The 16,519-nt window shown below is 48.2% G+C and carries 15 protein-coding genes; 7 read left to right on the forward strand and 8 right to left on the reverse strand.

Going from position 1 to position 16,519, the window contains the following annotated elements:
• Positions 1-93: 93 nt before the first annotated feature.
• The 3 genes from recF to yidA all read left to right on the forward strand — a co-directional run bounded on the left by recF (position 94) and on the right by yidA (position 4,581).
• Complete coding sequence (gene recF, locus IO95_RS12765) at positions 94-1,179, forward strand: DNA replication/repair protein RecF (protein ID WP_023489196.1); 1,086 nt, start codon at positions 94-96, stop codon at positions 1,177-1,179.
• 18 nt (positions 1,180-1,197) lie between these two features.
• Complete coding sequence (gyrB, locus tag IO95_RS12770) at positions 1,198-3,612, forward strand: DNA topoisomerase (ATP-hydrolyzing) subunit B (RefSeq protein WP_023489195.1); 2,415 nt, start codon at positions 1,198-1,200, stop codon at positions 3,610-3,612.
• 159 nt (positions 3,613-3,771) lie between these two features.
• Positions 3,772-4,581, forward strand: coding sequence for a sugar-phosphatase (gene yidA / locus IO95_RS12775; RefSeq protein ID WP_023489194.1), 810 nt, complete (start codon positions 3,772-3,774; stop codon positions 4,579-4,581).
• On the opposite strand, the gene IO95_RS12780 is transcribed toward yidA, so the two are convergent.
• Genes IO95_RS12780 through IO95_RS12790 form a run of 3 tightly spaced genes read right to left on the reverse strand, consistent with a single transcriptional unit; the run spans position 4,576 to position 6,862 of the window.
• Positions 4,576-5,517 (reverse strand): ornithine cyclodeaminase family protein, encoded by a 942-nt coding sequence (locus IO95_RS12780; RefSeq protein ID WP_023489193.1) that lies wholly within the window; start codon positions 5,515-5,517, stop codon positions 4,576-4,578. The two genes, yidA and IO95_RS12780, sit on opposite strands and share 6 nt — an antisense overlap.
• Positions 5,504-6,469 (reverse strand): threonine/serine dehydratase, encoded by a 966-nt coding sequence (locus tag IO95_RS12785; protein WP_023489192.1) that lies wholly within the window; start codon positions 6,467-6,469, stop codon positions 5,504-5,506. The genes IO95_RS12780 and IO95_RS12785 overlap by 14 nt, the downstream gene beginning before the upstream one ends.
• Before the next feature lie 33 nt (positions 6,470-6,502).
• Complete coding sequence (locus IO95_RS12790; protein ID WP_023489191.1) at positions 6,503-6,862, reverse strand: YceK/YidQ family lipoprotein; 360 nt, start codon at positions 6,860-6,862, stop codon at positions 6,503-6,505.
• A 338-nt stretch (positions 6,863-7,200) separates the two neighbouring features.
• Here IO95_RS12790 and ibpA point away from each other — a divergent pair, with 338 nt between their 5' ends.
• The 3 genes from ibpA to IO95_RS12805 all read left to right on the forward strand — a co-directional run bounded on the left by ibpA (position 7,201) and on the right by IO95_RS12805 (position 9,980).
• Positions 7,201-7,614 carry a small heat shock chaperone IbpA gene (gene ibpA / locus IO95_RS12795; RefSeq protein ID WP_023489190.1) on the forward strand — a complete coding sequence of 138 codons (414 nt, stop codon included), beginning with the start codon at positions 7,201-7,203 and terminating at the stop codon, positions 7,612-7,614.
• A 92-nt stretch (positions 7,615-7,706) separates the two neighbouring features.
• Positions 7,707-8,135 carry a small heat shock chaperone IbpB gene (gene ibpB, locus IO95_RS12800; RefSeq protein ID WP_023489189.1) on the forward strand — a complete coding sequence of 143 codons (429 nt, stop codon included), beginning with the start codon at positions 7,707-7,709 and terminating at the stop codon, positions 8,133-8,135.
• Between the two features lie 186 nt (positions 8,136-8,321).
• Positions 8,322-9,980 (forward strand): putative transporter, encoded by a 1,659-nt coding sequence (locus IO95_RS12805; RefSeq protein WP_023489188.1) that lies wholly within the window; start codon positions 8,322-8,324, stop codon positions 9,978-9,980.
• Between the two features lie 75 nt (positions 9,981-10,055).
• Here the strand turns inward: IO95_RS12805 and IO95_RS12810 are convergent, their stop codons facing one another.
• The 5 genes from IO95_RS12810 to IO95_RS12830 all read right to left on the reverse strand — a co-directional run bounded on the left by IO95_RS12810 (position 10,056) and on the right by IO95_RS12830 (position 15,243).
• Positions 10,056-11,309: a valine--pyruvate transaminase gene (locus IO95_RS12810; protein WP_023489187.1), complete on the reverse strand. Its 1,254-nt coding sequence runs from the start codon at positions 11,307-11,309 to the stop codon at positions 10,056-10,058.
• Between the two features lie 200 nt (positions 11,310-11,509).
• Positions 11,510-12,493 carry a glyoxylate/hydroxypyruvate reductase GhrB gene (ghrB, locus tag IO95_RS12815; protein WP_023489186.1) on the reverse strand — a complete coding sequence of 328 codons (984 nt, stop codon included), beginning with the start codon at positions 12,491-12,493 and terminating at the stop codon, positions 11,510-11,512.
• Between the two features lie 490 nt (positions 12,494-12,983).
• Positions 12,984-13,415, reverse strand: a complete 432-nt coding sequence (locus IO95_RS12820; RefSeq protein ID WP_037384854.1) for an N-acetyltransferase — start codon at positions 13,413-13,415, stop codon at positions 12,984-12,986.
• Entirely contained in the window at positions 13,384-13,983 is a 600-nt protein-coding gene (locus IO95_RS12825; protein ID WP_023492868.1) for a DNA-3-methyladenine glycosylase I, read from the reverse strand. The genes IO95_RS12820 and IO95_RS12825 overlap by 32 nt, the downstream gene beginning before the upstream one ends.
• A 498-nt stretch (positions 13,984-14,481) precedes the next feature.
• Entirely contained in the window at positions 14,482-15,243 is a 762-nt protein-coding gene (locus IO95_RS12830; RefSeq protein ID WP_051791159.1) for a LuxR family transcriptional regulator, read from the reverse strand.
• Positions 15,244-15,609: 366 nt separating this feature from the next.
• On the opposite strand from IO95_RS12830, the gene glyQ reads away from it, so the two are divergent.
• Positions 15,610-16,518 carry a glycine--tRNA ligase subunit alpha gene (gene glyQ / locus IO95_RS12840; RefSeq protein ID WP_023491270.1) on the forward strand — a complete coding sequence of 303 codons (909 nt, stop codon included), beginning with the start codon at positions 15,610-15,612 and terminating at the stop codon, positions 16,516-16,518.
• Position 16,519: the final 1 nt, after the last annotated feature.

Here is a 16,519-nt window from a genome sequence, read left to right on the forward strand (position 1 = left end):
CTGTGTACGCATCGGTTGCTGGGGGTTTTACGGCACGCAAATGGCTTGCGACGATAACGCCCAGGGTTGTTCGATGATTAAGATAACTGCCGCATGGCGTTAACGCGTTTACTGATTAAAGATTTCCGCAATATTGAAGCGGCGGATCTGGCTCCCGCACCTGGGTTTAACTTCCTGGTTGGGGCCAATGGCAGTGGTAAAACCAGCGTATTAGAGGCGGTTTATACCCTTGGTCATGGGCGTGCTTTTCGCAGCTTGCAGGCTGGCCGAGTGATCCGTCATGATCAGCCGGAATTTGTACTGCATGGCCGGATTGAAGGGGCGGAACGTGAGTTATCAGTAGGACTAAGCCGAAGCCGGCAAGGTGACAGCAAAGTACGTATTGATGGCAGCGATGGTCATAAAGTGGCGGAACTCGCCCAACTATTGCCCATGCAGTTGATTACTCCCGAAGGTTTTACTCTGCTCAATGGCGGGCCAAAATATCGGCGCGCGTTTGTGGATTGGGGATGCTTCCATGATGTACCCGGTTTTTTCACCGCCTGGAGCAACCTGAAACGGTTACTGAAGCAACGTAATGCTGGCTTGCGCCAAGTCAGTCGTTATGCGCAATTGCGCGCCTGGGATCAGCAGTTGGTTCCACTGGCTGAACGCATCAGCGAGTGGCGGGCGGCATACAGTGAGGCCATTGCCGCCGATATTACTGCGACCTGTGCACAATTTTTGCCTGAATTTGCGTTAAATTTCTCTTTTCAGCGCGGTTGGGATAAAGAGAGTGACTATGGAGAGCTGTTGGAGCGGCAGTTTGAGCGCGACAGGGCATTAACCTATACCTCGGTTGGGCCACATAAAGCAGATTTCCGTATTCGTGCCGAAGGCACACCGGTAGAAGATTTATTATCACGCGGTCAGCTTAAATTGCTGATGTGTGCATTGCGCTTGGCGCAGGGTGAGTTTCTCACCCGGCAGAGCGGGCGGCGTTGCCTGTATCTGATTGATGATTTTGCCTCCGAGCTGGACACTGGCCGTCGCCGGTTGCTGGCTGAACGTCTGAAAGCCACTCAGGCTCAGGTTTTTGTCAGCGCGGTAAGTGCTGAACAAGTTACTGACATGATCGGTGAAAAGGGCAGGATGTTCCGTGTGGAACAGGGTAAAATAGAAGTTCAACCACAGGATTAAAATAAGCGAGAAACGTTGATGTCGAATTCTTATGACTCTTCAAGTATCAAGGTATTAAAAGGGCTGGATGCTGTGCGTAAGCGTCCAGGCATGTATATCGGCGATACTGATGACGGCACCGGTCTGCACCACATGGTGTTTGAGGTTGTGGATAACGCTATCGACGAAGCCCTCGCTGGCCACTGTAATGACATTCAGGTGACCATCCATGCTGACAACTCGGTGTCGGTGCAGGATGATGGCCGCGGTATTCCCACCGGTATTCACGAAGAAGAAGGGGTTTCTGCGGCACAGGTCATCATGACTGTTCTTCATGCCGGCGGTAAGTTTGACGATAACTCCTATAAAGTTTCCGGTGGCTTGCATGGCGTGGGGGTTTCCGTCGTTAACGCCTTGTCAGAGAAACTTGAGCTGGTGATCCGCCGTGAAGGCAAAGTGCACGAGCAAACCTATAAACACGGTGAGCCACAAGGGCCACTGAAAGTGGTGGGTGAGACCACCCAAACCGGCACCACAGTACGTTTTTGGCCGAGTTACCAGACTTTTACCAATAACATCGAATTTGAATACGATATTCTGGCCAAGCGCCTGCGGGAACTGTCGTTCCTTAACTCGGGTGTTTCTATTCGTCTGAAAGATAAACGTAACGACAAAGAAGACCACTTCCACTATGAGGGCGGGATCAAGGCGTTCGTTGAGTATCTGAACAAGAACAAAACGCCAATCCATCCAACGGTGTTCTACTTCTCAACGGTAAAAGATGAAATCGGTGTGGAAGTGGCACTACAGTGGAACGATGGTTTCCAGGAAAATATCTACTGTTTTACCAACAACATCCCACAGCGTGATGGGGGGACTCACCTGGTCGGTTTTCGTGCCGCGATGACGCGTACCCTTAACAGCTATATGGATAAAGAAGGCTACAGTAAAAAATCCAAGATCAGTGCCACCGGTGATGATGCCCGTGAAGGTTTGATTGCCGTCGTTTCGGTGAAAGTGCCGGATCCGAAGTTCTCTTCACAGACCAAAGATAAACTGGTCTCTTCGGAAGTGAAAACGGCAGTTGAGTCACTGATGAACGAGAAGCTGGTGGATTACCTGATGGAAAACCCATCAGACGCCAAAATCGTTGTTGGTAAAATCATTGATGCGGCCCGAGCGCGTGAAGCAGCACGTAAAGCGCGTGAAATGACACGCCGTAAAGGTGCACTGGATTTGGCTGGCTTGCCAGGCAAATTGGCGGACTGCCAAGAGCGCGATCCGGCGTTGTCTGAACTGTACCTGGTGGAAGGGGACTCTGCGGGGGGCTCGGCAAAACAGGGGCGTAACCGCAAAAACCAGGCGATTTTGCCACTGAAAGGTAAAATCCTTAACGTTGAGAAAGCGCGTTTTGACAAGATGCTCTCTTCGCAGGAAGTGGCTACCTTGATCACTGCGCTGGGCTGTGGCATTGGCCGCGACGAATACAACCCAGATAAACTTCGTTATCACAGCATCATCATCATGACCGATGCTGACGTCGATGGTTCGCATATCCGTACATTGTTACTGACTTTCTTTTATCGCCAGATGCCGGAAATCATCGAGCGTGGTCATGTGTTTATTGCACAACCGCCGCTATACAAGGTGAAGAAAGGCAAGCAGGAACAGTATATTAAAGACGACGAGGCCATGGACCAGTACCTGATTTCCATTGCGCTTGATGGGGCAACCTTGCATACCAATGAGGTCGCACCGCCATTGGCCGGGGAACCGTTGGAGAAACTGGTGGCTGAGCATTACAGCGTACAAAAGCTGATTGGCCGAATGGAGCGTCGTTATCCGCGTGCCTTACTCAACAACCTAATCTATCAACCTACCTTGAGCGAAGATGATCTGAGTGACCAAGCTAAAGTGAAAACCTGGATCGAGTCACTGGTGAAATTGCTCAACGATAACGAACAGCATGGCAGCAGCTATGATTTTGTCATGGTTGACAACCCAGAACGTCAGATGTTGGAGCCAGTGCTGCGCGTTCGTACTCACGGCGTCGATACTGATTATCCTCTGGACTTCGATTTCATCCACGGTGGTGAATATCGCAAGATCTGTACATTGGGTGAAAAACTGCGTGGTTTGCTGGAAGAGGATGCATTTATTGAACGTGGCGAACGTCGTCAGCCGGTAAATGGTTTCGAGCAAGCGTTGGAATGGCTGGTGAAAGAATCTCGCCGTGGTCTGTCGGTGCAGCGTTATAAGGGCTTGGGTGAAATGAACCCAGACCAATTGTGGGAAACCACCATGGACCCAGAACAACGCCGTATGCTGCGAGTGACGGTGAAAGATGCTATTGCCGCAGATCAACTGTTCACCACCCTGATGGGCGATGCAGTTGAACCACGCCGTGCCTTTATCGAAGAGAACGCCCTGAAAGCGGCGAACATCGATATTTAATGCGTTAATCAGCAACAGAAAATCCGCGCCGGTGCTCCCGCGCGGATTTTTTATCGCTGCGTTTTAGTCTCGCTGAATTCTAGCCAGGCTAGGTTATCGTCTACCAACACCTTGCACCAACCTGATACCTACCAAGGAAACTTACCAAGAGAAATTCGTATGGCGATTGAACTGATAGCAATTGATATGGATGGCACGTTACTCAACCCTCAACACCAGATCACGCCAGCGGTGAAGCAAGCGATTAGTGCGGCGCGCGCTCAAGGGGTGAAGGTGGTGCTGGCTACAGGGCGGCCCTATGTGGGGGTGCAGGATTATCTATGTCAGTTGGATATGCAAGGCGCTGATGATTTCTGTATTACCTATAACGGTGCATTGGTGCTTAAAGCCGCCGATGGAACCTGCATTCTGCAAGAAACCCTCAGTTTTGACGATTATCTCTATTTTGAGCAGTTAGCGCGGCAGCTTGGGGTGCATTATCACGCATTTGATTTCGATACCCTGTATACCCCGAATAAAAACATTGGCAAATATACCATTCGTGAAGCGGGAATTACCGGTATTCCGTTGAAATACCGTAGCGTAGAGGAGATGGATCGTACCCTACGTTTCCCGAAAGTGATGATGATTGATGAGCCTGAATTGTTAGAGCATGCCATCGCTCATTTGCCAGCGGAAGCCGGCGAGCGTTACACCATTATGAAAAGCGCCCCCTTTTACCTGGAAATCTTGCACCAGCGGGTTGATAAAGGCGCTGGGGTGAAAATGCTGGCGGATCATCTGGGTATCAAACAGCAAAACGTGATGGCGCTGGGGGATCAGGGTAACGATATTGCGATGATTGAATATGCTGGTGTTGGCGTAGCGATGGGCAATGCGATCGCGGAACTGAAAGAGATTGCCCAGTTTGTAACGAGTACCAACACCGAAGACGGCGTGGCACGCGCTATTGAGAAGTTCGTATTATAGTTTTGCCAGAATTCCTTTCACAATCTGAGCATCCTGAATGGCTAACCCGGTGAGGTCGGCCAAGGTGATCTGTTGTTCATTCTTTCTAACCCGCTCGCCACGAGCCAGTATTTCTCCGAACTCAACCACAGCTACTGACGCCAGTAAATTTTGCTGATAGGCACGAGCAATTTCACCATACTGACTGCATTGACTGAGTGCATCCACCAGGATGGTGTCAGCTTTGGCGACCAACGCCGTTGCTAACTCCTGTTTTCCCTCAGCGTCTGACCCTACGGCGGTGATATGTGTTCCTGGGCGGATATCCTCTGCTTGCAGCAGGGGTTCACGGCTTGGCGTGGTGGTCACAATCAGATTGCAATGTGCCGCCAGTTCAGCGGCATTTTGGGTGGTATTTACCTGAAAACCTTCCGCTTCAGCCCGTTGACAATAGTCAGCAAGGTGATGTGGGCTGCGACCCCAAAGCCACACTTGGCGACAGTCGGTGACCGTTTTAAGGTGTTGCAATTGTAGCCATGCCTGCATTCCTGTGCCCACGATACCAATGGCCTGCACGTTTTGCGGTGCGCATAATTCCGCAGCGATGCGCCCAGCCAGGGCAGTACGTAATGCTGTCAGCCAGCCTTCATCCAACAGTAGCACCTGTGGTTTGCCAGTTTGCGCAGAAAAGGCCATCATTAAGCCTTGGTTGCTAGGCAGCCCTTGTTGTGGATTGTGGTAAAACCCAGAAGACACTTTCACCACAAAGTATTCTTCCCTTTCCAGCCATGCGGATTTAATACAACAGTCACCTGCCGCAGCTTCAAACCGAAAGTGTTGCACTGGTGGCATCTGTACCTGGCGCGCAGAGTAGGCGATAAAACCGGTTTTTAGCAGTTGGGTGATGCTGTCGGCATCAAAAGCAGCAAGAATTTGTGTTTTATTAATGACTTTCATGGCTGACTGCCTGCAAATATTTTTCCAGCACAATATTTTTACCACATAACACCACGGCCACTTTTTTGCCTAGCAACTCGGGTGCCAATTTGCAGGCTGCGGCTAAGGCCACGCCGGCAGCACCTTCGATAATCCAACGGTCGCTACTGGCAACCAGGCGCATTGCCTGTTTGATTTCCTCTTCGCTGACCAATACTTTACGGTCAATGACCTGTTGGCACAGGGGGAAGGTGATAGCACCCGGTTCCACTCCCCCCGCAGTACCGTCAGAGAGAGTCTCTTGTTCTTCCACTGGGTAGATATGCCCCGCCTCCAGTGCGCTGTACATGCTGGTGGCATTTTCTGGCCAGCAGGCAATAAGTTGTGTTTTTGGCGACAATTTTTTTAGAACGGTACCCATTCCCGCAATATAGCCGCCGCCACCCACCGCAACAAATACCGCATCCAGTTCTGGCTGCTGTTCGATGATTTCCATCCCACAGGTGCCTTGGCCTGCAATTACGTCGGCATCGTTATAAGGGGAAATATAGGTTTTATGCTGTTGGCGTGCGGCCTTTTCCGCAGCCAACTCGGCATTCAATGGGTCACCCGGGACCAATTCCACCTTGCCACCTAAGGCACGGATGGTATCGAGCTTGATGGTAGCGGCACTTTCAGGTGCATAGACGGTGACATTGACGCCCATTAATTTACCCGCGAGTGCAACGGCTTGACCATGGTTACCGGTTGATGCGGTAATCACGCCTTGTTGACGTTGTTGTTCACTCAGTAACCGTAGTTTGTTGCTGGCGCCACGAAACTTAAATGAGCCGGTATGTTGTAAATGATCGCACTTGAGATAGAGCTCGCAGCCTAATTGCTGTGAAAGCAGCACGCTGTGTTCCAACGGGGTGACGCGGACTTGTGGGCGCAATTGTTGATGGGCGGAAACAATGTCATCAAATAGGCTCATACTGTTCTCTTTAGGATTTTAAATGGCATGGAACTATTTCTGGGTCTTCGGGGGGGGTGGCGTTGGCATCCCCTGCCCTAGATTACCGCTCTCAGACAGATTTTTTGCCTCGTCACGTTCGATACGTGCTTTGGGGGACAGGGTGGTTTTATCATCATCCGAACGGAGGTAATCATAAGGTAGCAAAATGGTATCCATCACTGCCGAGAAGGGTAGATCGATGGCTAACAGGGGCATCATGGCCCAACTGGTGTCCTCTTTTTTCATCGTATCTATGCTGGCACGGGTGCCAGGATAGTAACCCTGATCGCCACCGGTGTGGCTCATCACGCTGGAGCAGCCACTGATGAGTAAGCACAGGCCGCTGGTGGTTAGTCTCTTTACTGATTTCATTGACTCATCCTGAGGTGGATTTCTGCCGAAATTTGCTGATTTATGATTAAGTTAAATCAATTTTTACCAGCTCACGAATAGATTGAAAGATATAAAATTTAGCTCTGTGGCGGTTATCTCACTTTATTGTATGTGATGGGCAAATTATCGTCTTTATGTTTGACGATTTTTTTAACCCGGTGAGTTGAAATAAGTGAACCCAGCCCCATTTTCTTGGTAACGCCAATTTAAGAGTTCGCTGAAAAGGGACTCTGGCGTTGAGCTTGTCCACATTTGAGTCTGTCCATAATGGAAGACGTTATTACCCACCTCGCTGAAGTGTTTTAGGAGGCAGTTTTATGAGCAATTTTGATCTTTCCCCACTATACCGTTCTGCTATTGGTTTTGATCGCCTGTTTAATGCTCTGCAAACCGGGCAAAATCAAGGTAATGGTGGCTATCCGCCGTATAACGTTGAGCTGGTTGATGAGAATAATTATCGTATCGCCATCGCGGTGGCCGGGTTTGCCGAGCCGGAACTGGAGATTATCACCCAGGACAATCTGCTGATTGTGCGTGGTGCTCGCCATAATCAGGCCGTTGAAAAAACCTATTTATACCAAGGTATTGCCGAGCGTAATTTTGAACGTAAATTTCAGTTGGCCGAACATATTCAAATTAAAGGGGCTAAGCTGGAAAACGGTTTGCTGTATATCGATCTGCAGCGCATCGTGCCGGAAACATTAAAACCGCGTCGGATCGAAATTAAATAATTCCGTTTCACTGTGGGTGAAACACCACCTTGCCTGCTGATAGTTCGGGGGCAAATTAATACCTATCTCGCTTCTTGGAAGGAGTTAATACCATGCGTAACTACGATTTATCCCCACTTTTGCGTCAATGGATCGGTTTTGACAAGCTGGCCAGCTCAATGGGTGGGCAGGAACCCCAAGGGTTTCCCCCCTACAACATAGAGAAGAGTGACGATAACCACTACCGCATTTCTCTGGCGTTGGCCGGGTTCAAACAGAGTGAGTTGGATATTGAAGTGGAAGGTCCACGTTTATCGATACGCGGTAAACCCACGCCACCAGAAAAACAGGTGGAATATCTGCATCAAGGATGGGAGTGCAAAGAATTCACTTTGACTTTTACCTTGGCGGAACACATGCAGGTTTCCGAGGCCAAATTTGAAAATGGCCTGCTGCATATTGAGCTGGTGCGCCATGTATCGGAAGCCTTACAGCCACAACGGATCAGCATCAGTAGCACTCCAGAGCTAGAAGTCAAGTAACTGGCTGAATAAAAAGAAAATCATGGTGGGGAGGTCTGAATGGCCTCCCCTGTCACATTAATGTGGAATACCCCACATTACCCCCTCAAAGTTTATGCCAGAATCCCTCTAACCTAGTTAGGTTGCGTTTTAAATTGTGATTTTTACCACATATTGGTTATTAAACTTTTGTTAAGGATGTGACGTATGAGTGATATCGCCCTGACCGTCAGTATGCTGGCGTTAGTGGCTATTCTCGGGTTATGGATTGGCAACTGGAAAGTGTATGGCGTGGGTTTAGGGATAGGTGGCGTCTTGTTTGGCGGTATCATTGTCGGGCACTTTGCACAGACTTATCAGATAGACCTCAACGGCGATATGTTGCACTTTATTCAGGAGTTTGGGCTGATCCTGTTTGTTTACACCATCGGTATCCAGGTTGGGCCTGGTTTCTTCTCTTCCCTGCGCGTCTCTGGTCTCCGGTTAAATGGCTTTGCCATTTTGCTGGTGCTTATGGGCGGGGTGGTCGCAGCGGCAGTCCACAAACTGTTTGCGGTACCATTACCGATTATTCTTGGGGTGTTCTCGGGTGCGGTGACCAATACGCCAGCACTGGGTGCCGGGCAACAGATACTGACCGATTTAGGGTCGGATCCAGCACTGGTTGATCGTATGGGGATGGGGTATGCCATGGCCTATCCATTTGGTATCTGTGGCATTCTACTGGTGATGTGGCTTATCCGGCTGTTCTTTCGTATCAATATTGAACAAGAAGCGAAAGAGTTTGAAAACAGCATGGGCAACAATCGCGAACTGCTGCAGACCATGAATGTGGCGGTACGTAACCCTAACCTGCAAGGTCTGGCCATCAAAAATGTGCCATTACTTAACAGCGATGACATCATCTGCTCGCGCCTGAAGCGGGGCGACCTGTTGATGGTGCCATCACCGCAAGAAATGTTGGAGTTAGGGGATTTTCTTCACCTGGTGGGTAAGCGTGAAGAGTTGGAGAACGCGCGCTTGGTGATCGGTGAGGAAGTGGATGTGTCACTTTCTACCAAGGGTACTGCTCTGCAGGTGGTTCGTGCCGTGGTGACCAACGAAAAGGTCTTGGGTAAAAAAGTTCGCGATCTGAATTTTAAGCAGAAATATGACGTGGTGATTTCGCGCCTTAACCGTGCTGGTGTTGAGCTGGTGGCAGGCAGTAATGTCACGCTGCAGTTCGGGGATATTCTCAACCTGGTAGGGCGGCCAGAATCTATCGAGGTCGTGGCGGCGATTGTTGGTAACGCCAAGCAGAAGTTGCAACAGGTACAAATGTTGCCAGTGTTTATTGGCATCGGGTTAGGGGTGCTGCTGGGTTCTATTCCGTTGTTTATTCCTGGCTTCCCGGCGGCGTTGCGGTTGGGGTTGGCTGGCGGGCCACTGGTGGTGGCTTTGATCCTGGGGCGTATTGGCAGTATCGGCAAACTTTACTGGTTTATGCCCCCCAGTGCTAACCTGGCGTTGCGTGAGTTGGGTATTGTATTGTTCCTGGCGGTGGTGGGGTTGAAGTCGGGCGGTAACTTTATTAACACCCTGATCCATGGTGAAGGGTTAGCCTGGATTGGCTATGGTGCGTTGATCACTGCCATTCCCTTAATCACCGTGGGTATATTAGCCCGGGTGATGGGCAAAATGAACTACCTGACACTATCTGGCATGTTGGCAGGGTCGATGACTGATCCACCTGCCCTGGCCTTTGCCAATGGCCTGCATCCCACCAGTGGTGCAGCGGCACTCTCTTATGCCACGGTTTATCCGTTGGCAATGTTCCTGCGTATTATGTCTCCGCAATTGTTGGCCGTGCTGTTTTGGGCCATGTAATGGTGTTTTTCAAGATCATGTAGTGATGTTTTTCAAGGTGGTAGATTCAGGGGCTCTTCAGAGCCCCTTGGTTCTTTAACCCGCTTCTTGATGTGCTCGTTCAACCTCTTCTGCCAAGATCATCACACCCTGTTCAATGCTTGCTGGGTCAGGGATATAGTTCATACGCATACATTGGTGGGTATGTGGCCATTCCTGTTCCAGTCCTGGGAAGAAATAGTGGCCTGGCACCATCAGGACCCCACGTTTCTTCAGGCGTTGGTAGAGTAATTCTGTGGTGATGGGCAGATCCTTAAACCATAACCAGAGAAAAATAGCCCCTTCCGGTTTGTGGATCAGGCAACGTTCTGGTGACAGATAACGGCGAATAATGCCAATGGTCTGTTCAACACGCTGTTTGTAGAACGGGCCGATCACTTCATTAGACAGACGTAACAGATCACCACGCTCAATCATTTCTGCCGCCAGCGCTGGGCCGATGCTTCCTGGCGACAGGCTGATAATGCCATTCATATTGGTCAGGGCGGTAATTACCCGTTCATTGGCTATAACGATGCCACAACGTGAACCTGGCAGGCCGAGTTTAGACAGGCTCATGCACAGAATGATATTGGGGTTCCATAATGGCGTTGCGTCGCTGAAAATAATGCCCGGGAAAGGTACGCCATAAGCGTTATCAATCACCAAAGGTATATCGTGCTGCTGTGCCAATAGATCGAGTTTGTTCAGTTCCTCGTCGGTGATCACATTACCTGTCGGGTTGGTCGGGCGTGAAACGCAGATCATGCCAATATCGTCACCGATCGTTAAATGCTCAAAATCGATGTGATATTTAAATTGGCCGTCTGGCAGGAACTCTATATTGGGTTTGGCGGAGACAAATACCCCTTCATCCAACCCGGCATCAGCATAACCGATGTACTCGGGAGCCAGTGGGAATAACACGCGGCGGCGTTTCCCTTCTGCGTAGCGGCCTGCGAACAAATTGAATAAGTAGAAAAATGCGCTTTGACTGCCGTTTGTTAGCGCAATATTTTGTGGCCCGATGGGCCAATCAAACTCTTTCTGTAGCAGATTAGCCAGTGCTGACAGTAAGAGGTCTTTGCCTTGTGGGCCATCGTAGTTACATAGTGCTTCAGTCAATTTGCCATTTTCGAGCATATCTTGGCACAGTTGCTTGAAGTAACTTTCCATTTCTGGAATTTTTGCAGGGTTTCCACCGCCGAGCATGATGGCGCCTGGGGTGCGCAGACCATCATTCAGGTCGTCCATTAAGCGGGTGATACCGGCATAACGGGTAAATTTATCGCCGAAAAGAGAAAAAGTCATAGGTGCCGCAGAATTGTTATTGGTCAGTAGGGCTCCACCATACCGCCAGATAAAAGCAGGTGCAATTAAGCAGATATTTTATCTGGCGACGTGAAGTATCATGATATGTACTTTTTATAGCATAAAACGCTAATTAATTTTTACAGCTAAAAGAGTAACACGGGTATCTATCACCTTTGTAGTGAATAGAGGTCAAGTCGTTAATAGGGGTTAATCAGTAAATGGGGATTAACGCAATTTTTTGTTACCTGGCCTGTGAGTGCGGCAATCAGGTTATCCACAGCACATTCAGCCATGCCATAGCGGGTTTCATGAGTGGCAGAACCGATATGGGGCACAGCAACCACATTGGGCAATTGCAGTAGTGGTGAATTCACCGATAACGGTTCTTGCTCAAAAACATCCAACCCGGCAGCGTGAATAGTACCGTTCTGCAAGGCCTCGATAAGCGCTTGCTCATCAACCACCGGCCCTCGCCCTGCATTGATCAAAATGCTGCTTTTCTTCATTTTCGCCAACTGTTCATGGCCGATCATATGGAAGGTTTCGCTAGTTAACGGGAGTGTGATGCAGAGAAAATCTGACTCAGCCAGCAGAGTATCAAGATCGCAACGGCGGGCGTTGAAATTTTGTTCGGCCTGTTGATGGGTGCGGCGGGCGTTATATAACACTGGCATGTTAAAGCCTAAGTGTGCCCGTTGTGCCAATGCCAGCCCGATGCGCCCCATACCGAGGATGCCAATAGTTTTATGATGAACATCAACACCATACCACTCGGGCCCAATGTTATTTTGCCACTCACCCGCTTTCACTCGCTCGGCGACTTCAACCACGCGACGTGCCGTGGCCAACATCAAGGCCATGATGGTATCGGCCACGGTTTCTGTTAATACGCTCGGGGTATGCATCAATAATACTTGGTGGGCATTAAGCGCTTCGAGGTCAAAGTTATCGTAACCTACTGTAATCGTTGAAGCAGCACGTAGTTTAGGTGCCCGTTGCAGAAAGGCTTCATCAATTTTGCCGCCAGAACCGATAATCCCTTCAGCTTGTTGTAATGCAGTCTCAAACGCAGGGGTATTATCTGGGGGTAAATCATCGAAAGCATGTACCGTGAAGTGCTTGTCCAGCCGCTGATGCAGGTCGGCAGGAATACTCCGATACAATATGACTGAAGGCTTCATTAAAAACTCCAACGAGAGAACGATATAGCTATAATAAATCAATTAATTAGTGTGAACCAGGGTACCCGGGTACCGTTGCGACTTGAATGGCGATGAATATATAGGGGGAGCGGAGTGGCGACTGATAACATCATTCAGTTTAGCTTTTACTATCATTGCTTAGGAGCAAAAAAACTGATCCCGATTAAAGGATCAGGTGCCAAATTGGCCAACACCAGGGAAAATGATTAAACACTGTTGTAACTTACAGATTGCCTGTGAGTTTTTGAGATTAAGCTGGAAATATTGCCACTGTTATCAGTATCGCCACCATAAATGGAACCGATCCCATTAAAAAGTGACAGAAGAGAAAAATATGATATCAATCACAAAACGGGAAGAATAGCGGGTTGTTTTACGGGAGTGATCAACCTCTGCCAGCTCAGTTCATTCAAGTTCATCCTATCCTAATCGATCAATCTACGGACCGACCCATGCCAGTTTATTGAAATTAAGTAGCAGGCCAATTCATGATCAGCGTATGGGCTTGAGTTTCTTGGTTAAACAGACGCTGCATTTCGCGGAACCCTTGTTTGTAGTAGAAGGCGCAAGCTCGTTGGTTATCCTCATACACTTCCAGGCTAAGCCAACGATAATGATGTTGTACGCAGGCCATTAATGCTGCCCCCACCCCTTTGCCATGAAAGTGATGGTCAACAAACAGAGCGCCAATAAAGCGCTCATCCAATATGCTGATAAAAGCGACAATTTGCTGGTTATGCAGATACACCCAAGTTTTAGCCCGGGGCAAATAGTTATCCCGTACCAGTTGAGCACTTTGCTGCCAATAGTCAGATGGCACAAAGGGATGAGCACGGGTGGTGCTTTCTAGCCAGAGCACCATCAGCACGTCAAGGTCGGCGGACGTTGCGGTGCGTATCATCTTTGGTATTCTCCGGGTGGCAAAAACAACCAGTAACATGGTCGTTTACCAAGCCGCAGGCCTGCATAAAGGCATAGCAGATGGTTGAACCGATAAATTTGAAGCCGCGCTTTTTCAATGCCTTGGACATGGCAACAGAAATCTCTGTTTGAGCGGGCACTTCGTTTAGGGCTTGCCAGTGGTTCAGTTGCGGTTTACCTCCGACAAATTGCCAGATAAAGGTAGAAAAATTTTCCCCCGCTAGTTCCATGGCTTGATAAGCTTTGGCATTGGCAATGATGGCTTCAATCTTGCCGCGATGGCGGATAATCCCGCTGTCTTGCAGCAATAACGCCACATCTTGTTCGTTCATGGCAGCGATACGTGTTGGGTCAAAATTGTGGAAAGCACGGCGGTAGTTTTCACGTTTTTTCAGCACCGTGATCCAAGAGAGGCCAGCCTGTTGCCCTTCCAGACACAACATTTCGAACAGTTCGCGTGCATCCGTGGTTGGGGTGCCCCATTCTTTATCGTGGTACTCAAGATATAATGGGTCAGCGGTAACCCAACCGCAACGTTGATTATCCATGCCGATACTCCTTATTCTTATTTCGTTTTTTACTGACGCAGTGACCCGAGTATATAGCGTTAGTGCACCATTTCTGATGATTGGCTTAGCGGGAAGGCACCATAGATAAGGACTACCTGGTAGTTTGAAGTCGGCATAGGGTGCCACAAACGCTGGTACGGTGCCTGATGCGGGCCTGTTACCGAAAAAGTATAGTGGGTGACTGTACTTTAGTATAACTATCATTCAGTAACAAAAAACTTTATCGTTAGTGCGTAACAACAATAACAAGAATTTTAAGCAAAAAAAACTGATCCCGATTAAAGGATCAGGTGCCAAATTGGCCAACACCAGGGAAAATTCTTAAACATTATTGTAAATCATAGAGTGCCTGTCAACAGTTTCTCTCACCCAATCAAAGAAGGGGTGAGAGTATATTTTTATGCATTTTACCCTCTTCCTTTTTATTTTTTTTAGTCAAATGGTTTTTGAGCAATTTTATCTGAAAGTTTGGCTACATTAGCGAACCGACCTGATTAGCTGCAATTCAACACTGAGCCTTATGGCATGCTTGGCATTGTTAACGCCTAACTTTTTAACTGCATTTCCAATATGAAATTTTACTGTGGTGAGTTTAATTCCTAAGATAAGTGCAATTTCCTGATAGGATTTCCCCATGCTTGCCCAATAAATAATTTCATTCTCGCGAGGGGAAAAGAAATTTCTCTGGTTTATTTTCTCAAAGTAGTTAGCATTATTCAGTTCTTGAGAAGTGTTAATGAGTTTTTCATGCGTTTTCATCAACAATAGCTGTAAACTATCTTGCTTATCTCTAATCAGCGGTTCAACACTATTATCACAATGGCTATCTATGATAATAGATAAAACCGCCAGATGATGAAGATGGTCATGCAACACGAAGGTATAACCATGAGTAACATCATAACTTTTCGCCATATTAAATATTTTTGGCAGTTTAATTCCCGAGTTAATCATGATGTTTTTATCCCAAAAAAATGGGGTAACTCGATGTGATGCAGTCACTAAAACCGGGTCGATATACTGAAAGTTGTTATTGACATAAAAATCAAACCATTCAGTTCTATTTGAAATCACTGAAAAATCAGCAGGGTTCTTTTTATTCATTATGGCATAAGCGTACTTTATATTATTAAACTCTTTTAGTTTTTTTTCTAGATAGCTTTTGATAGATGAATTAATGAGTTCGTTAGGTTTACTCTCTGATAATAAATGACAATCTTTATCAAGGCCTTCTATCATACTTAGCTGTCCATAATGAATTTTAAAATGTTTGACACATTATCCTTGAAGTTACTTGTGTTGGCTACGCTATATCACTTCACTTATAGCGTGGGCTATGCTCCCAAAAACGCTGAGTTTAAAGTGCCGCATTTTGCAAACTCCCTTGATGCCTCGTCAACCTTGAACCTGTTGCTGTCGCTATTCGGGCCTCATGGGGTAAGCTGAATGAACTAGGGTATCGTGCTGAACCGGCTTTTTGCATATCACACCACGGTTTTTATCGGGGGATTGTGACTTGTTGCTGGATTCTGGCTGTATATCTTACGGTCAACAGGTATACTGAGCCCCTCTATTAAATCCACTTGTATCGCGTGCGAATTCAACATGCAAAAGTTTGATACCAAGACCTTTCAGGGTCTGATCCTGACACTGCAGGACTATTGGGCGCGCCAGGGTTGCACTATTGTTCAACCTTTGGACATGGAAGTTGGCGCAGGAACATCTCACCCGATGACCTGCTTGCGTGCTCTTGGCCCGGAGCCAATGGCTGCGGCCTATGTGCAACCTTCACGTCGCCCGACCGATGGCCGTTATGGGGAAAACCCCAACCGCCTGCAACACTATTATCAATTCCAGGTAGTGATTAAACCCTCACCGGAAAATATTCAGGAACTGTACCTGGGTTCATTGAAAGAACTGGGGTTGGATCCTGCTATTCACGATATCCGTTTTGTTGAAGATAACTGGGAAAACCCGACACTAGGGGCCTGGGGATTAGGTTGGGAAGTGTGGTTGAACGGGATGGAAGTGACCCAGTTCACCTATTTTCAACAGGTTGGTGGTTTGGAATGTAAACCGGTCACCGGCGAGATCACTTACGGTCTGGAACGCCTGGCGATGTATATCCAGGGTGTGGATAGCGTCTACGATTTGATTTGGAGCAACGGGCCATTGGGTATCACCACCTATGGCGATGTGTTCCATCAAAACGAAGTGGAGCAATCCACCTACAACTTTGAGTATGCGGATGTAGATTTCCTGTTTTCCTGTTTTGAGCAATACGAAAAGGAAGCGCAAACCCTATTGGCGTTGGAAAACCCCCTGCCATTACCTGCGTATGAACGTATTCTCAAAGCGGCCCATACCTTCAATTTGCTGGATGCGCGTAAGGCGATCTCGGTCACCGAACGTCAACGTTATATTTTGCGTATCCGCACGCTGACCAAAGCCGTTGCCGAGGCCTACTACGCTTCCCGCGAAGCGTTAGGCTTCCCGATGTGTAATAAGAAGTAAG

The organism is Serratia sp. DD3 (assembly GCF_000496755.2).